The sequence below is a fragment of the Corynebacterium kroppenstedtii genome (assembly GCF_016894245.1).
Lineage (GTDB): Bacteria > Actinomycetota > Actinomycetes > Mycobacteriales > Mycobacteriaceae > Corynebacterium.
This window is the reverse complement of record NZ_CP069792.1, coordinates 2346769-2360257: the sequence shown is the minus strand read 5'-3', so window position 1 is coordinate 2360257 and position 13489 is coordinate 2346769. Positions and strand designations below refer to the sequence as shown.

At 55.8% G+C, this 13489-nt stretch carries 11 protein-coding genes; 9 read left to right on the top strand and 2 right to left on the bottom strand.

From position 1 onward, the window contains the following. Positions 1–22: 22 nt before the first annotated feature. Complete coding sequence (trpD, locus tag I6J23_RS10075) at positions 23–1120, bottom strand: anthranilate phosphoribosyltransferase (protein WP_204581947.1); 1098 nt, start codon at positions 1118–1120, stop codon at positions 23–25. A gap of 314 nt (positions 1121–1434) precedes the next feature. On the opposite strand from trpD, the gene ctaE reads away from it, so the two are divergent. The 4 genes from ctaE (at position 1435) to qcrB (ending at position 5886) form a co-directional block, all read left to right on the top strand. Next, entirely contained in the window at positions 1435–2046 is a 612-nt protein-coding gene (gene ctaE, locus I6J23_RS10070; protein ID WP_204581946.1) for an aa3-type cytochrome oxidase subunit III, read from the top strand. Positions 2047–2108: 62 nt separating this feature from the next. After that, positions 2109–3020 (top strand): cytochrome bc1 complex diheme cytochrome c subunit, encoded by a 912-nt coding sequence (qcrC, locus tag I6J23_RS10065; protein WP_412523834.1) that lies wholly within the window; start codon positions 2109–2111, stop codon positions 3018–3020. Next, positions 3017–4252: a cytochrome bc1 complex Rieske iron-sulfur subunit gene (gene qcrA / locus I6J23_RS10060; protein WP_204581945.1), complete on the top strand. Its 1236-nt coding sequence runs from the start codon at positions 3017–3019 to the stop codon at positions 4250–4252. The genes qcrC and qcrA overlap by 4 nt, the downstream gene beginning before the upstream one ends. Then, the gene (qcrB, locus tag I6J23_RS10055; RefSeq protein ID WP_239454915.1) at positions 4249–5886 is read left to right on the top strand and encodes a cytochrome bc1 complex cytochrome b subunit; all 1638 of its coding nucleotides are present in this window, start codon (positions 4249–4251) and stop codon (positions 5884–5886) included. Before qcrA ends, qcrB begins: the two co-directional genes overlap by 4 nt. A gap of 231 nt (positions 5887–6117) precedes the next feature. Here the strand turns inward: qcrB and I6J23_RS10050 are convergent, their stop codons facing one another. Beyond that, complete coding sequence (locus tag I6J23_RS10050) at positions 6118–7968, bottom strand: DEDD exonuclease domain-containing protein (RefSeq protein WP_204581944.1); 1851 nt, start codon at positions 7966–7968, stop codon at positions 6118–6120. 506 nt (positions 7969–8474) lie between these two features. Here I6J23_RS10050 and I6J23_RS10045 point away from each other — a divergent pair. The 5 genes from I6J23_RS10045 to I6J23_RS10025 all read left to right on the top strand — a co-directional run bounded on the left by I6J23_RS10045 (position 8475) and on the right by I6J23_RS10025 (position 13435). Further along, positions 8475–9125: a C40 family peptidase gene (locus I6J23_RS10045; RefSeq protein ID WP_204581943.1), complete on the top strand. Its 651-nt coding sequence runs from the start codon at positions 8475–8477 to the stop codon at positions 9123–9125. Between the two features lie 302 nt (positions 9126–9427). Beyond that, positions 9428–10462, top strand: a complete 1035-nt coding sequence (locus I6J23_RS10040; protein ID WP_204581942.1) for an NlpC/P60 family protein — start codon at positions 9428–9430, stop codon at positions 10460–10462. A gap of 29 nt (positions 10463–10491) precedes the next feature. After that, entirely contained in the window at positions 10492–11640 is a 1149-nt protein-coding gene (locus I6J23_RS10035) for a glycosyltransferase family 4 protein (protein WP_204581941.1), read from the top strand. A 96-nt stretch (positions 11641–11736) separates the two neighbouring features. Then, positions 11737–12717: an ROK family protein gene (locus I6J23_RS10030; RefSeq protein WP_204581940.1), complete on the top strand. Its 981-nt coding sequence runs from the start codon at positions 11737–11739 to the stop codon at positions 12715–12717. Further along, positions 12710–13435, top strand: a complete 726-nt coding sequence (locus I6J23_RS10025) for a lysophospholipid acyltransferase family protein (protein ID WP_204581939.1) — start codon at positions 12710–12712, stop codon at positions 13433–13435. Before I6J23_RS10030 ends, I6J23_RS10025 begins: the two co-directional genes overlap by 8 nt. The last annotated feature ends 54 nt before the right edge of the window (positions 13436–13489 follow it).

The following is a 13489-nucleotide window of genomic DNA, read 5'->3' as shown; positions in this document are numbered from 1 at the left end:
TGGCCGTCGATTGTGGGGTGCTCTACGATAGGTGTTCCCCTGAAATGAGCCGCCGGATGCGTTCCGTAGTTCCCTCATCATGCAATGCCACCTTGGCACGGTTGAGTGCATTGCCCATGGCATCATGGAATGATTCTTTACCGTGCCCATGCACGGAAACAAGTGCCCCAGCAGCGCTGAAAAGCACCGCGTTTTCCACTGCATCCATATCGCAGGGGAGCGGGGTTGTAGGTCTATCGGCAGTAGTGGGGTCAAGAGAAAAGAGTTGACGAGCTACACGAGCGTTGGTGTCCGCGTCGCCACCCCGGATTGCACTTACCGGGTGGTAGGCAAATCCGTAATCGCGAGGATCAAACTCACTACGTTCGACGCCGCCATCGTGTGTGACGTACACGTCGGTAGGGCCAGACACGGAAAACTCATCTAACCCGTCGTGCCCGTGAACGACGAGCACAGTGTCACCGCGTCGCGCGAACGCGTTCGCCATGACTGAGGTCATGTCAGGGAATGCACATCCGATAAGCCCCGCGGTTGGTTGGGCTGGGTTCGTCATGGGGCCGAGAAGATTAAATAGCGTAGGCACCTTGATATCGGAGCGCACCGGCGCCGCGTACTTCATTGCTGGGTGGTAGGTGCGTGCAAAAATGAAGGCAAAGTGGTGTTGGCTTACCATGGACGTCACGTTGGCGGGGGAGAGGTCAATGGGCACCCCGAGCGCTTCTAGCATATCTGCTCCTCCGGATCGCGATGACGCCGCTCGATTACCGTGCTTAATCACGTCGATACCCATCGAGGCAATGAGAAGCGCCGCCATCGTCGATACGTTGACCGTGTGAGCTCCATCCCCACCGGTGCCGACAATATCGACGGCAGGGCAATGAGCTTCGTTGAGGGAGGGCGGTAGCGTAATCGGCTCGGCAAAGTCCAGCATTGTCGACGCTGCCGCCTCTAACTCTGTCGGGGTGATTCCTTTCACCCGAATTCCGTAGATAAAGCTAGCGATCTTTGCGGGGGATGCCTCTCCGCTCATGATGGAGTGCATCGCAGCTGAGACTTCATCGGCGGTTAGATCGCGCCCATCGGCTATGTGGTTGAGAAGGTCAACCCAGTTCGTCGTCATGTGTGCTCCATGCTCGTGTACTGATATGTTTTATACGTTTTCTATGACGATACCGGAGCGCCGTTTCTCTGAAGATGTCGTCTCCGATGGGGCTATTTGCGAAGGTTATCTGCCCATGTTTTGCTCGATCTGCACCATGAGACAGGTGTCCGCAAAAGGGGCCGTCGGTAAGAAGTCGGTTAAAGTTCCCGTTACCCCCAATAAGGGTTCCCTCCTAATTTCATCACGGTTTTGAGCTGGGATTTTAAGAGTTTCCGATACTTGCTGAAGTATAAAAGTGACCTTGGAGGGGGCTGTAAGCCATAATTACATTCGTGACGAGCGCAGTAGGAAACTCAGGTATGGCAGCACCACGGCGTGTTGCGACACTGAACCGACCCAACATGGTCAGTGTCGGAACTGTTGTGTTCCTGTCTCAGGAATTGATGTTCTTCGCTGGTCTGTTCGCGATGTACTTTGTGTCGCGCGCAAACGCTGGTGGAGATTGGCCCCCAGAGGGTGTCGATTTGAACGTGCCCTTGGCTCTGTTCTTTACGATCATCCTGGTTGCGTCGTCGTTTACGGCGCAATGGGGCGTGTTCGCGGCCGAGCGAGGTGATGTTTTCGCCCTTCGCCGCTGGTACGCCCTTTCTGCCGTTATGGGACTCGTGTTCTTGGCCGGTCAGGTCAATGAATATGCGCACCTGGTCCTTGACGGAACAACGATCCAACACAGTGTGTACGGTTCGTGTTTCTACATCACGACCGGTTTCCACGCTGTCCACGTCTTTGCCGGGATCCTGGCCTTCGGGATCGTGCTCTTGCGTACCTACAAAGCCAAGTTCACTCCCGCCCAGGCGACAGCGTCCATCGTGGTGTCTTATTACTGGCACTTCGTTGACGTTGTGTGGATTGGGCTGTTTATCACTATCTACTTCATTCAGTAGGCCGGGCCTGGCCTCATTGGCCACCACACCGCCCTCACTTTCCATGACGACTTAAAGGGAAAATGATGGTTAAATCCAACAATTCCGGCACGTTGTCGGGTTCCGCGGCGGAGACCGGAACCGACACCGTGCGCCACGCTAAGAAGGTTCGTGGCCGCCGAAAGTTACGTCGTACTTTTGCTAGTACGGCAGCTTTGGCCCTCGGCCTTACTGGCGCAGGTTTTCTCGCTGATGCCCTAACCCCTGACGCTCAGACTGCCAATGCTGATAAAGACCAGGCAGCCCTCGTCTCGCAGGGCAAAGATATTTACGACGTTGCGTGTATCACCTGCCACGGCGCCAATCTCCAGGGGGTAAAAGACCGTGGTCCAGCACTTACGGGTGTTGGCGCAGGCGCTGTGTACTTCCAGGTGCACTCTGGCCGCATGCCGATGACGCGCAACGAAGCCCAGGTTGAGCGGAAGACTCCCCGCTACTCTGAAGGTGAAACTTTAGCCTTGGCGGCTTACGTACAGTCCCGCGGTGGTGGACCAGACATTGTCCACGACCAGGACGGGAATATCGCTATGGAATCTCTCCGTGGCGAGCATTATGACGGAGACATCAAGGCTGAGGATGTCGCTCGCGGTTCTGATTTGTTCCGTTTGAACTGTGCATCGTGCCACAACTTCACCGGTAAGGGTGGCGCGCTCTCGGGTGGTAAATACGCACCTGATCTTGATCCTGCCAACGAACAAGAGATCTACCAGGCGATGTTGACCGGCCCTCAGAACATGCCGAAGTTCTCCGATCGCCAACTGACCTCAGACCAGAAGAAGGACATCATTGCCTTCATTAAGTCTCAGCAGGACACCCCGACACAGGGCGGATACGGTCTGGGCGGTATTGGTCCAGTTACTGAAGGTTTGTTGATGTGGATCGGCGGCGTCACCGTTATGGTCTGTGCGGCACTATGGATTGGAACGCGGTCATGAGTGACAAGATAACGAAGAAATATACGTCCGAAGAGCTTGCCGCCATGAGCAATGACGAGCTTGCTCGCCTCGGCACCGAGCTTGACGACGTTACCGTTGCTTACCGTAAACAGCGTTTCCCGATGGACAACGACCCTGAGGAGAAACGCGCCGCGCGCAGCGTCGGCTTGTGGTTCGTCCTAGGCGCAATTTTCGCCATTGCTTTTATCGCTGTTTACCTGTTCTGGCCCTGGAAGTACAAGGGGCTAGGGGAGGATGGCCTCTGGCTTTACTCGCTCTATACTCCGCTGTTCGGAGCGTGTATGGGCTTGGCGATCCTCTGCTTAGGCATTGGGGCGGTCAAGTTCACCAAGAGATTTATCCCCGAGGAAATTTCCGTTCAGCGTCGTCACGACGGCCCATCGGATGAAGTTGATCAGAAGACCCTCGTGGCTCTGCTCAACGATTCCTGGGAAACGTCCACCCTTGGCCGCCGCAAGGTACTTAAAGGCATTATGGGAACCGGCGCCGTTGCCGCAGGACTCGCTTTAATCTTCCCCATCGGTGGAATGATTAAAAACCCCTGGAAGCCCAAGGCTAAAGGCATGGATATCCAGGGAGATGGCACCCTGTGGACGACGGGATGGACCCTGACGGAGAAAGGTAAGAAAGTTTACCTAGGCCGCGACACCGGCGTCACAGCTGAAAAGCATGAAGGCGGTTACGAGGCTTCTGGCGAGACGTACGAGACTCGCGGAGTTACCCGTTTGGTGCGGCTTCGCCCTGAGGATCTGAATGCTGGGGCCATGGAAACGGTCTTCCCCCTCCTTGAGGATGTCGTCAACGATCACGACAAATACGATAAGGACGCCGATGTGTATGAGGCGCACATGGAGTCCATCCATGGATCGCGTAACTCGGTTATGCTGATCCGCCTCCGCCACAGTGACGCTAAGCGCGCCATTCAGCGTAAAGGTCAGGAAGATTTCCACTTCGGCGACTACTACGCCTACTCGAAGATCTGCACGCACATTGGCTGCCCGACATCGTTGTACGAGCAGCAAACCAACCGAATTCTTTGCCCGTGCCACCAGTCACAGTTTGACGCGTTGCATTACGGCAAACCAGTATTCGGCCCAGCTGCACGTCCTCTTCCGCAACTGCCCATTGCTGTGGATGACGAGGGATTCCTTTACGCAAAGGGTAACTTCGTTGAATCCGTCGGCCCGGCCTTCTGGGAGCGTCGTTCATGACCACTAAGACTTATCCATCGCACATGGCGCAAGCCGCGCGGAACATGGATGACCGCTACACCATGTCCTCCGGGGTTCGGCGCCAGATCAACAAAGTATTCCCGACCCACTGGTCGTTTATGCTTGGCGAAATTGCTCTGTACTCTTTCGTCATCCTCCTTCTTTCCGGAACGTATTTGACCCTGTTCTTCGACCCGTCGATGAGCAAGGTCATCTACGACGGTGCTTACGCACCGCTCAACGGCGTAGAAATGTCCCGCGCCTACGAGACAGCCCTTAACCTCTCATTCGAGGTCCGTGGTGGCCTGTTTATCCGACAAATCCACCACTGGGCAGCCTTGATGTTCGCCGTGTCTATTACGGTGCATATGTTCCGTATTTTCTTCACCGGAGCATTCCGTAAACCACGCGAAGCCAACTGGGTTATTGGTTGTGTGCTTCTGCTCCTGTCGGTAGCTGAGGGCTTCATGGGCTACTCGCTGCCTGATGACCTTCTGTCAGGTGTCGGCCTACGGATTATGTCCGCCATCATCCTCGGTCTGCCGATCATCGGTACCTGGCTTCACTGGATGATGTTCAATGGTGACTATCCGGGCGACATTATTATCGATCGTCTCTACATTGCTCACGTGCTCATCATCCCGGGCATTTTGCTGGCATTGATTGCTGCGCACCTCGCTTTGGTCTGGTACCAAAAGCACACGCAATTCCCTGGGCCTGGACGGACCGAAAATAACGTCGTGGGCGTGCGAATTCTCCCCGTTTTCGCCGTTAAGAGTATCGGCTTCGGCCTTATCACCTTCGGTGTTCTGGCCTTGCTCGGTGGCATTTTCCAAATCAACGCGATCTGGAACTTGGGTCCATATAATCCCGCACAGGTGTCAGCAGGCTCTCAGCCAGATATTTACATGTTGTGGACAGATGGTGCTGCACGTGTTATGCCTGCGTGGGAGTTGTACATCGGTCGATACACTATCCCAGCTATCTTCTGGGTAGCGATCATGCTCCTCGTTCTGGTTGTGCTACTGATTACTTACCCGTTCATTGAGCAAAAGCTGACTGGCGACGACCTACACCATAACTTGTTGCAGCGGCCCCGCGACGTTCCGGTTCGCACGTCGCTCGGCATGATGGCCATTAGCTTCTACTTCCTGCTGACCATCTCTGGTATGAACGACCTGATCGCTTACCACTTCCAAATCTCACTAAACGCCATGACGTGGGTTGGACGTATCGGTCTCGTCATAGTGCCGCCCATCGTGTACTACTGCACGTACCGAATTTGCCTCGGCTTGCAGCGCTCTGACCGTGAGGTTCTGGAGCACGGTGTCGCAACAGGAACGATCGAAGTTCTGCCTTCAGGTGGGTTCATTGAGGTTCACCAGCCGCTAGGCCCGGTTGATGAGCACGGTCATGCTGTACCGCTCGAATACGAAGGTGCTCCAGTTCCGAAGCAGATGAACCAGCTTGGTTACTCGGGCCACCCGGGCCGCGGTACGTTCTTCTCGCCGGATTCGCAGGATATTGCCGATCGTGCGGATGAGATCGAGCATGAGAATGAGCGCGAGCAGAAAGAGATGCTCGAGGAGCTGCAGGCGCGTAACCGCCAACAGCGTAAGGACGACGATAAGTAACAGCCTGGGCATTCCACGAGTCGGTCCGCCGAGCGATTAGTCTCGGCCCCGCGCCGTGGTATGCAAAGGTGATTTCACGCGCACGTCACTCTCCCCGTTTCCCAACAGGGAAGCGGGGTTTCGCGTATCTCTGGAAGGCTTAGGCTTTGGGGTGTTTCCCACACACGCCTTTTAAACCCGCGCTGCTTGCGGTCACGCTGTGGGGCACACCTTTCTGGTACGCCTATTTCATTAGCTCTCGGTGGCCTTCTGAGCTTTATGTATCCAGGCGGCAAATCGACCAGCGCCCTGGACTGGCATAAACCATCCCTCGCATCCCGGACCTGGTCGCACCCCGGGCTTCTCCATCCACCGTCGGATCACTCGCAATTGCTCAATGCTCGCGCCCCCAAGGGGGGAAGAGTCCGGCTCAACATGCGTGGCATGGGCGAGGAGCAAATCGACTGCGTTTCCGTGAGCGCCCCCTCTGGCAACGTGCCCAGCGCTAGCCAGCCGCCCATAACGTACGACTGCAAGGTTCCAGCCGCCCTCGCCGTCGGGGGCAGTCAATCTCATCTCAGGAGTTGCAGCGAGGGCTCGGTAGGCCTGCGCGGTCGCCGTCGTCGATAGTAAGGCTGCAACGGCATCTCGCGTGAGTGCTGCGCGCTGAAAACGTCCATCTGATGCCAAGTCGGTGACCACGTTGATTAATTGCTGGTAGTAGTCAGGTCTGTCCCTTTGACTCGGGCTATTTTCCTCGAGGGGCTGAAGGCTAGAGGTATGACCTTGAGTTGGGGTGTCATTGGATAGGCCGGGTTGGTCGAGTGTGGCCACGCCATTGGAATCTACGCGCCCATCGGGATTTAAAAAGGCAGCAATCCGCTCCTCTGCGGATGATAATGACGGTGGCCAATGGATGGCTTGGTCGACGGGGAGTCCGGACGCAGTTGGAGCTCCAATGCCAAGCAATCGGGCAGCAGTCGTCGCTTTTTGCCGCGTCCGAAACGGACCGAGCGCGTTATGAGAACGGGGATCTCGCGATATGGTGGCCCTAGAAACATCATGGGAACGGGGACGCGCTCCGGAAATCCACCAATACTGTCGTGGTTCCTTAGAACGGCGGTTAAATGGTGGACGAAATCTCGCGATAAGTTCCGCTTCACGAACTTCAGCCTCAAAGCCGTGAGCACACTCGATGGTGTCGATGTTTCGAGTTTGGGGGAGAAGATGCGGAATCAAGCGTCGTTTATCATTGCCATTGATATATTGCCTCAGCCGGCGGCGTAGGTTCACTGCCGTACCTATATATAACGGTTCACCAGAGTGTGAACGGAAAATATAGACGCCGGGGCTCGGGGGAACGTCCTTGATGAGGTGACGGTAGCGATTAGGGGACGGAGAAATCGATGATGCGTCGTGAGTTGGCGCTTGGGAGACACCCGCACCGGTGGAACCCCGACCGGGGCGCGTCGGAATATCCCCAACATGAATGATGTCACGCGACCCTAGCTCCTCAAGAAGACCGTGGAACACAGTCACTGTGGCTAGGGCGTCATCGAGCGCGCGGTGGGTGGGGGTCGTCGTGGCGTGGAAATGTCGCGCGAGAGAAGAAAGCTTGAACGACCCGACGGTAGATCGGTCCAGCATCGTCCGGGCAAGAACTAATGTGCACAGGTATGTCGGCTGTGGCCATGTGACGTGTGCGCGCATGGCCGCAGCTTGAAGGAAACCAATATCGAAGCGGGCGTTATGGGCGACAAGAACCGTCCCTCGTGAAAACTGGAGAAAATCCTTGACAGCCCGGGCTTCTTCTGGTGCTCCGTCAACATCATCGTCACTGATCCCGGTGATGTTCGTGATAGGCGGGGGGATGAGCCGGCCCGGATCGACAAAGGTAGAAAAACGAGATATTTCTTCACCGCCACGGACTTTTACTGCGCCGATTTCGATGATGCGGTCCTCTTGTGCAGATAGCCCCGTAGTTTCGAGATCCACAATGACGAACGTTGTGTTGATGATGAGGGAGTCAGCGATGTCCCGGTTGAATGTTGGAGACATGGGGAGACGTGCCTGCGCATCAGGTGACCGGTGTACTGAAGTCACGGAACCACCACGAGTCTGGACGAGCGATGTGCGGGCGCGGTTCACAGTGAGAGGGTACAACGCTCATGTGACAAAGACGTACGTAACAGAGAAAGGGGAGGGACAAGAATCGGATAGCGATGAAATATAGGTAAGAGAAGGCCGATCGACGGCTGAAACGGGTGAGTTGTGTGGGACAGATGAGGTCCGCTAATTAAAATGTGATAGATAACACATTTTAGGTTACGGAGGCTAATATTCTGAGGTGCCCCCTGATGAGCGGTAACTCTAATGTCGTGGTATTTTCCCAGCGCAACAGGGCTGTATGGGGGAGGGCGGTCGTGACGCTGTAGAAGGTGGTTTGAAAATAACGGTTTGGTTACAGAATGGTAGTTGGGGTGAATGATCCCCTTGTGTGGTTTTCGAGTTGGACATAGACCGTATCCATTTCGTAACCTTTTCGAGACATTACAGAGCGGCAGGTGCCGCCTGAGATCTGACCGTCGACACGCATCGGAGAAACACGAATGGCTAACCGTAGCCGCTTGAGCGCTTCCACCGGCCGTAAAATTGCTGCAGTTTCTGCTGTGGGTTTGAGCGCGACTACCGCAATCGCAGGCGCTGGCAGTGCATCTGCTGCTGAGGTTCAGATTCCTAACACTCAGTACACGGTCACTGTTCCCGACCAACTTCAGCAGGCCCAGGATTCGCTGAATAAGCAGATTCACGACTATATGTCGCAGGCTAACATCCCGAACGCCGACGCTACGTCCGCAAACATTGCGGGTGCACCGGCTGAAGCTCCAGCGATCGATCCGATCGAGACCTTGCGTAGTGTTGGGCAGAAGATTGCTGACGCCGCTCAATCTAAGCAGGGATCCCCTTACGCGTGGGGTGCCACCGGTCCCGCAGCGTTCGACTGCTCCGGTCTTGTGAAGTGGGCTTATGACCAGGTTGGCATCGCTATCCCGCGGAGTTCGGGCTCTCAGTTGGCGGGCGGTGCTCCGGTTGCGCTCGACGCGCTGCAGCCTGGTGACATCGTTGGCTTCTATGGTGGAAACCACGTCGGCGTCTATGTCGGTGGCGGCAATGTTGTTCACGCTCCACAGGAAGGGCAGACCGTGTCTGTCGTTCCGGTGAATTCTATGCAGGCCTACTCGGCTGCCCGCTACGCGTAGCGCGAGTTCTTGAGTATGGCCGGCTGTGATAACGGCTAAACGCCGTTCATCTGCTTAAGTAAGGCTGAGAATAAAGCGCCCAGGTGAGCTGGGCGCTTTTTGTTATGTAAAAACCGACGTGTCCGCCGGGCTTGGGGTAGGTTGACGTCGAAAGTGTCAATGAACCCCGATCTGTACTAACAGCATTGGTCACACCGTTAACTTTATTAACATTTTGACTGGTCAAGGTGATTTTTTTACCTAGAGCTGGTAAAAGTATCCACGTGCGTCTCACTATGGTTTTGCCGTCGCGGTGTACTCGAATGATGGTAGCTGCGGCCTCCCTCCCAGCCTTCCTCGCCATTCCGGTAGTCGGCCAGACTCCTGCTCATGCCGACCCTGCCCCCTCAGCAGCAACACCGGCGAATAAAGATGATCTTTTCGCACAGATGTCTGAGGTTTCGCGCGAAGCTGAGCAGACGTCAGAAAAGATTAAAGAGCTCGAAGAAAAGATCAAAAACGCTGATCAGACGCTGAAACAGGCTCAACACGACGTCGATAGTAAGTCGGACGCAGCCCGGACGGCGTCGGATAAGGCTAGCGCTATTCGCTCCAAGGTGGATCAGATCGCGTTGTCTCGCTACCGGCGGGTCAGCATTGACCCCACCACGGCCTATATTGGTGCGGCGAACCCGCAGGACGCTATTGACCGGGCATCGTATATTAGTGCCCTCTCCACAGGGCGGCAAAAAACGCTTGACCAGTACCGACGTGAGTCAAGTGCGGCGGACAAAGAACGAAATATCGCCGCAAAAGCAAAAGACGCTGCTCAGAATGCCTCCGATGAGTTAAATAAGCAGGAAAAGGAATTGCTCGCCAAGCAGGACGAGCTCAAGGCTCAAACTGCTCGAATCAAGGCTGCGATTGATAACCTCTCCGCTGAAGAACGTCGGCGTTGGCAAGATAAGAATAGTCCTATTCGCATGGATAAGGACCAAATCAAGGCTTTCCAGCAATCGGCTAACGCTGCTGTCAACGCGGCACTATCGAAGCTTGGTGCACCATACTCATGGGGTGCAGCGGGCCCGAATGAGTTCGATTGTTCAGGCTTGGTGTACTGGTCTTACCGCCAAATGGGTAAGACCATCCCGCGCACGTCCGGCGCTCAGATGGCTGGTGGAACGCCTGTATCCATGAACGATCTTCAGCCTGGTGACGTTATCGGATACTACCCAGGGGCCACTCACGTCGGTCTTTATATTGGTAATGGCAAGGTCGTCCATGCAGCTGATTATGGCATCCCTGTGCAGGTTGTCGGGGTGAACTCGATGCCTGTTTACGGGGCTCGTCGGTACTAAGGCAACGATGTTTCATAGAATGTGAGCCCATGGGTCATTCTCGTCGGGTCTTGCTAGTCACCAATGATTTCCCACCGACAGTGGGTGGGATTCAGACCTACCTTCACGAGTTTGTTCAGACTCTCGATCCCGATCAATTAATCGTTTTCGCATCGACCCAGGATGAAAGCGCAACCCAGGTGTTCGATCGCGACGCTCCATTCGCCATCATCCGTTGGCCACGTCGCGTTATGCTGCCCACCCCCATGGTGGCCCGACGGATGCAAGAGATCATTCGTGCCTGGTCAATTGACACTGTGTGGTTCGGTGCGAGCACCCCACTCGCCCTCATGGCCTCAGCTGCCCGTCGAGCGGGTGTCCAAAGGATCGTGGCGTCGACGCATGGCCATGAGATTGGTTGGTCGATGATCCCAGGGGCGCGGCAAGTCCTTCGCCTGATCGGTTCGCGTGTTGACATGCTGACGTACGTGTCCAGATATGCTCAGATGCGAACACGTCCTGCCTTCGGACCTCACCCAGCGTGGTCATCGCTTCAACCCGGGGTTGATATCACCCGGTTTTCGCCGAATAAGGAGGCCGGTGATCGTGTTCGTCGGCAATATGGGCTGGGCGACGTCCCTCTCGTTGTATGCATTTCGCGGATTGTGCCCCGAAAAGGGCAAGATATGCTTGTCGACGCTCTCCCCGGGATCCGGGAGCGTATTCCGACAGCGAAACTTCTTATTGTTGGCCCTGGCGAAGGTAGGAAGTCCCTTATCGCACGCGCATCAGCTTTAGGATGCGGTGATTCGCTCATAACGACGGGCCCTGTTCCTTTCGATGCCCTGCCGGATTTTTACCGGTGCGCTGATGTCTTCGCGATGCCGGTCCGCACCTTGGGCGGCGGACTGGACGTTGAGGGATTGGGCATCGTTTTCCTTGAAGCCCAAGCATGCGGTGTGCCTGTGGTCGCAGGCGATGGTGGGGGAGCGCCGGAGACAGTTCGGCCCTCGGAAACAGGGATAGTCGTCAATGGCCGGCGCATCGACGAGGTTGTGGATGCCATCGCAGGGCTGCTCGATGAACCACAACGCGCCGTCGCGATGGGGCAGAAGGGCCGCGAATACATTCAAAAGGAGTGGTCGTGGTCCGTGAGGGGGCCGCAATTGGCTCAGGTTTTATTCGACGGGCTAGATTGAATAAGTTAGCCATTCGCCAGTTACGTCGTCGGAAGTATGTCATTATCCACTGGCTGAGACGATTCTTTCTTCGGCGGTCCTCAACGAAAGGTATTGATGTCCGATCACGCTTCTGTCCGGCCGCTTACTGTCGGCTTTGATATCGGTGGTACGAACCTGCGTGGTGCGGTTGTTACCGACGAGGGGACAATCATCGACTCGGAGCAAATCCCGACCCCGGCTTCATCACATGCGCTAGAGGATGGTGTGGTGCAGATTGTCCGCCACCTACAACGCCGCCATCACATTGCTGCGGTAGGAATGGCGGTAGCCGGTTTCCTGACGCCGGACTGTCGAACAGTGCGCTACGCACCCCACCTTCCGTGGCGCGACGCGAAGGTGGTCGATCGTCTGGAGGAACGGCTTCGTCTCCCCGTCCGCTTAGAGCATGACGCTAATTCTGCCGCGTGGGGCGAGTATCGCTACGGCAGTGCCTATGACGAGCATAATTGGGTGCTCTTTGCCATCGGAACCGGTATTGGTGGCACGTTGATGGTGGATGGCAACATTTATCGGGGAGCGTACGGTACCGCGCCTGAATTTGGTCATATCTGTGTAGTCCCAGAAGGTCGCCAATGCTCATGTGGTAAACGGGGTTGTCTGGAACGATACTGTTCTGGGACAGCAATGGCGACGACCGCGCGGGAAATGATCGGTTCCCATACAGGCTTGGACTCTGATTTACTTCGCGACTACCGGACACGCCCGGATGAAATCACCGGACGACATGTTTCGCTTGCTGCTCGGGAAGGGGATCCCCTAGCGAAGCTGGTGGTCGAGGACTTTGGCCTGTGGCTGGGCCGAGGCCTGGCCATGGTTCAAGACTTTTTCGACCCGTCATTGATTGTCATCGGTGGTGGGGTTTCGACTGACTCCGACCTTTTCATGCCCCGCGCTCTTCAGGCCTATGCAGATAATGTGGTGGGGGCAGGACATCGGCCACTCGCGGAGATCAAAACGGCAACATTAGGGGCGGAAGCCGGTATGATTGGGGTCGCTGATTTGGCTCGAGATAGCTTCAAGGAAAGTCATGCATAATCGCTGGTATTGGACATTTAAATACATTCTCTTCGGTCCTTTTCTTCGGGTATGGAACAGGCCGTTTACGAAGAACATCGACCGGATTCCATCGGAGGGTCCAGCGATTTTGGCTAGCAACCACCTCTCGGTGATGGATTCGTTTTATCTTCCGCTACTGTGCCCGCGCCAAATCACTTTTCTCGCTAAGAGTGAATATTTCACGACGCCGGGGCTCGTCGGCCGGATACAAGCCTGGTTCTTCTCGTCAGTGGGGCAGTACCCGATCGATCGCTCATCCGGTCAGGCCGCTCAGGACGCGTTAAACGCAGGACTGAAGGTGGTTGGGCGTGGCGACCTAATGGGCATGTACCCGGAAGGAACCCGCTCTCCCGATGGCCGGCTATATCGTGGAAAGACAGGGATCGCGCGGCTGGCGTTTGAGTCGGGGCAGAAAGTCTACCCTGTCGCAATGATCAATACGCGGAAAGCAAACCCCATTGGCTCCTTATTCCCGCGGCCAGTTCGCGTCGGAGTCTCCGTGGGGGAGCCACTAGATCCCCTGAACTATATGCATATTGAGGACGAATATGAGCGCCTCAGGAGGTTGACCGACGACATTATGGAATCCCTCCATCAACTCGGTGGCCAAGATTATGTCCATGACTTCTATGCAGCGGATGTGAAGGCCGCACTGAACGAGGGGAAGGGGTACCTGCGGGGGAGCGAACCCAAGTAAGTCCCTCTCGTTCGCGAGGTAAAACTCGTCTGGCGTTGGCTGTGGCGCCATATG

Excerpts from the sequence above, each read along its gene's own strand:
- trpD (WP_204581947.1), bottom strand. The coding sequence starts at position 1,120 with ATGACGACGAACTGGGTTGACCTTCTCAACCACATAGCCGATGGGCGC.
- qcrC (WP_412523834.1), top strand. The coding sequence starts at position 2,109 with ATGATGGTTAAATCCAACAATTCCGGCACGTTGTCGGGTTCCGCGGCG.
- qcrA (WP_204581945.1), top strand. The coding sequence starts at position 3,017 with ATGAGTGACAAGATAACGAAGAAATATACGTCCGAAGAGCTTGCCGCC.
- qcrB (WP_239454915.1), top strand. The coding sequence starts at position 4,249 with ATGACCACTAAGACTTATCCATCGCACATGGCGCAAGCCGCGCGGAAC.
- I6J23_RS10045 (WP_204581943.1), top strand. The coding sequence starts at position 8,475 with ATGGCTAACCGTAGCCGCTTGAGCGCTTCCACCGGCCGTAAAATTGCT.
- I6J23_RS10040 (WP_204581942.1), top strand. The coding sequence starts at position 9,428 with ATGATGGTAGCTGCGGCCTCCCTCCCAGCCTTCCTCGCCATTCCGGTA.
- I6J23_RS10035 (WP_204581941.1), top strand. The coding sequence starts at position 10,492 with ATGGGTCATTCTCGTCGGGTCTTGCTAGTCACCAATGATTTCCCACCG.
- I6J23_RS10030 (WP_204581940.1), top strand. The coding sequence starts at position 11,737 with ATGTCCGATCACGCTTCTGTCCGGCCGCTTACTGTCGGCTTTGATATC.
- I6J23_RS10025 (WP_204581939.1), top strand. The coding sequence starts at position 12,710 with ATGCATAATCGCTGGTATTGGACATTTAAATACATTCTCTTCGGTCCT.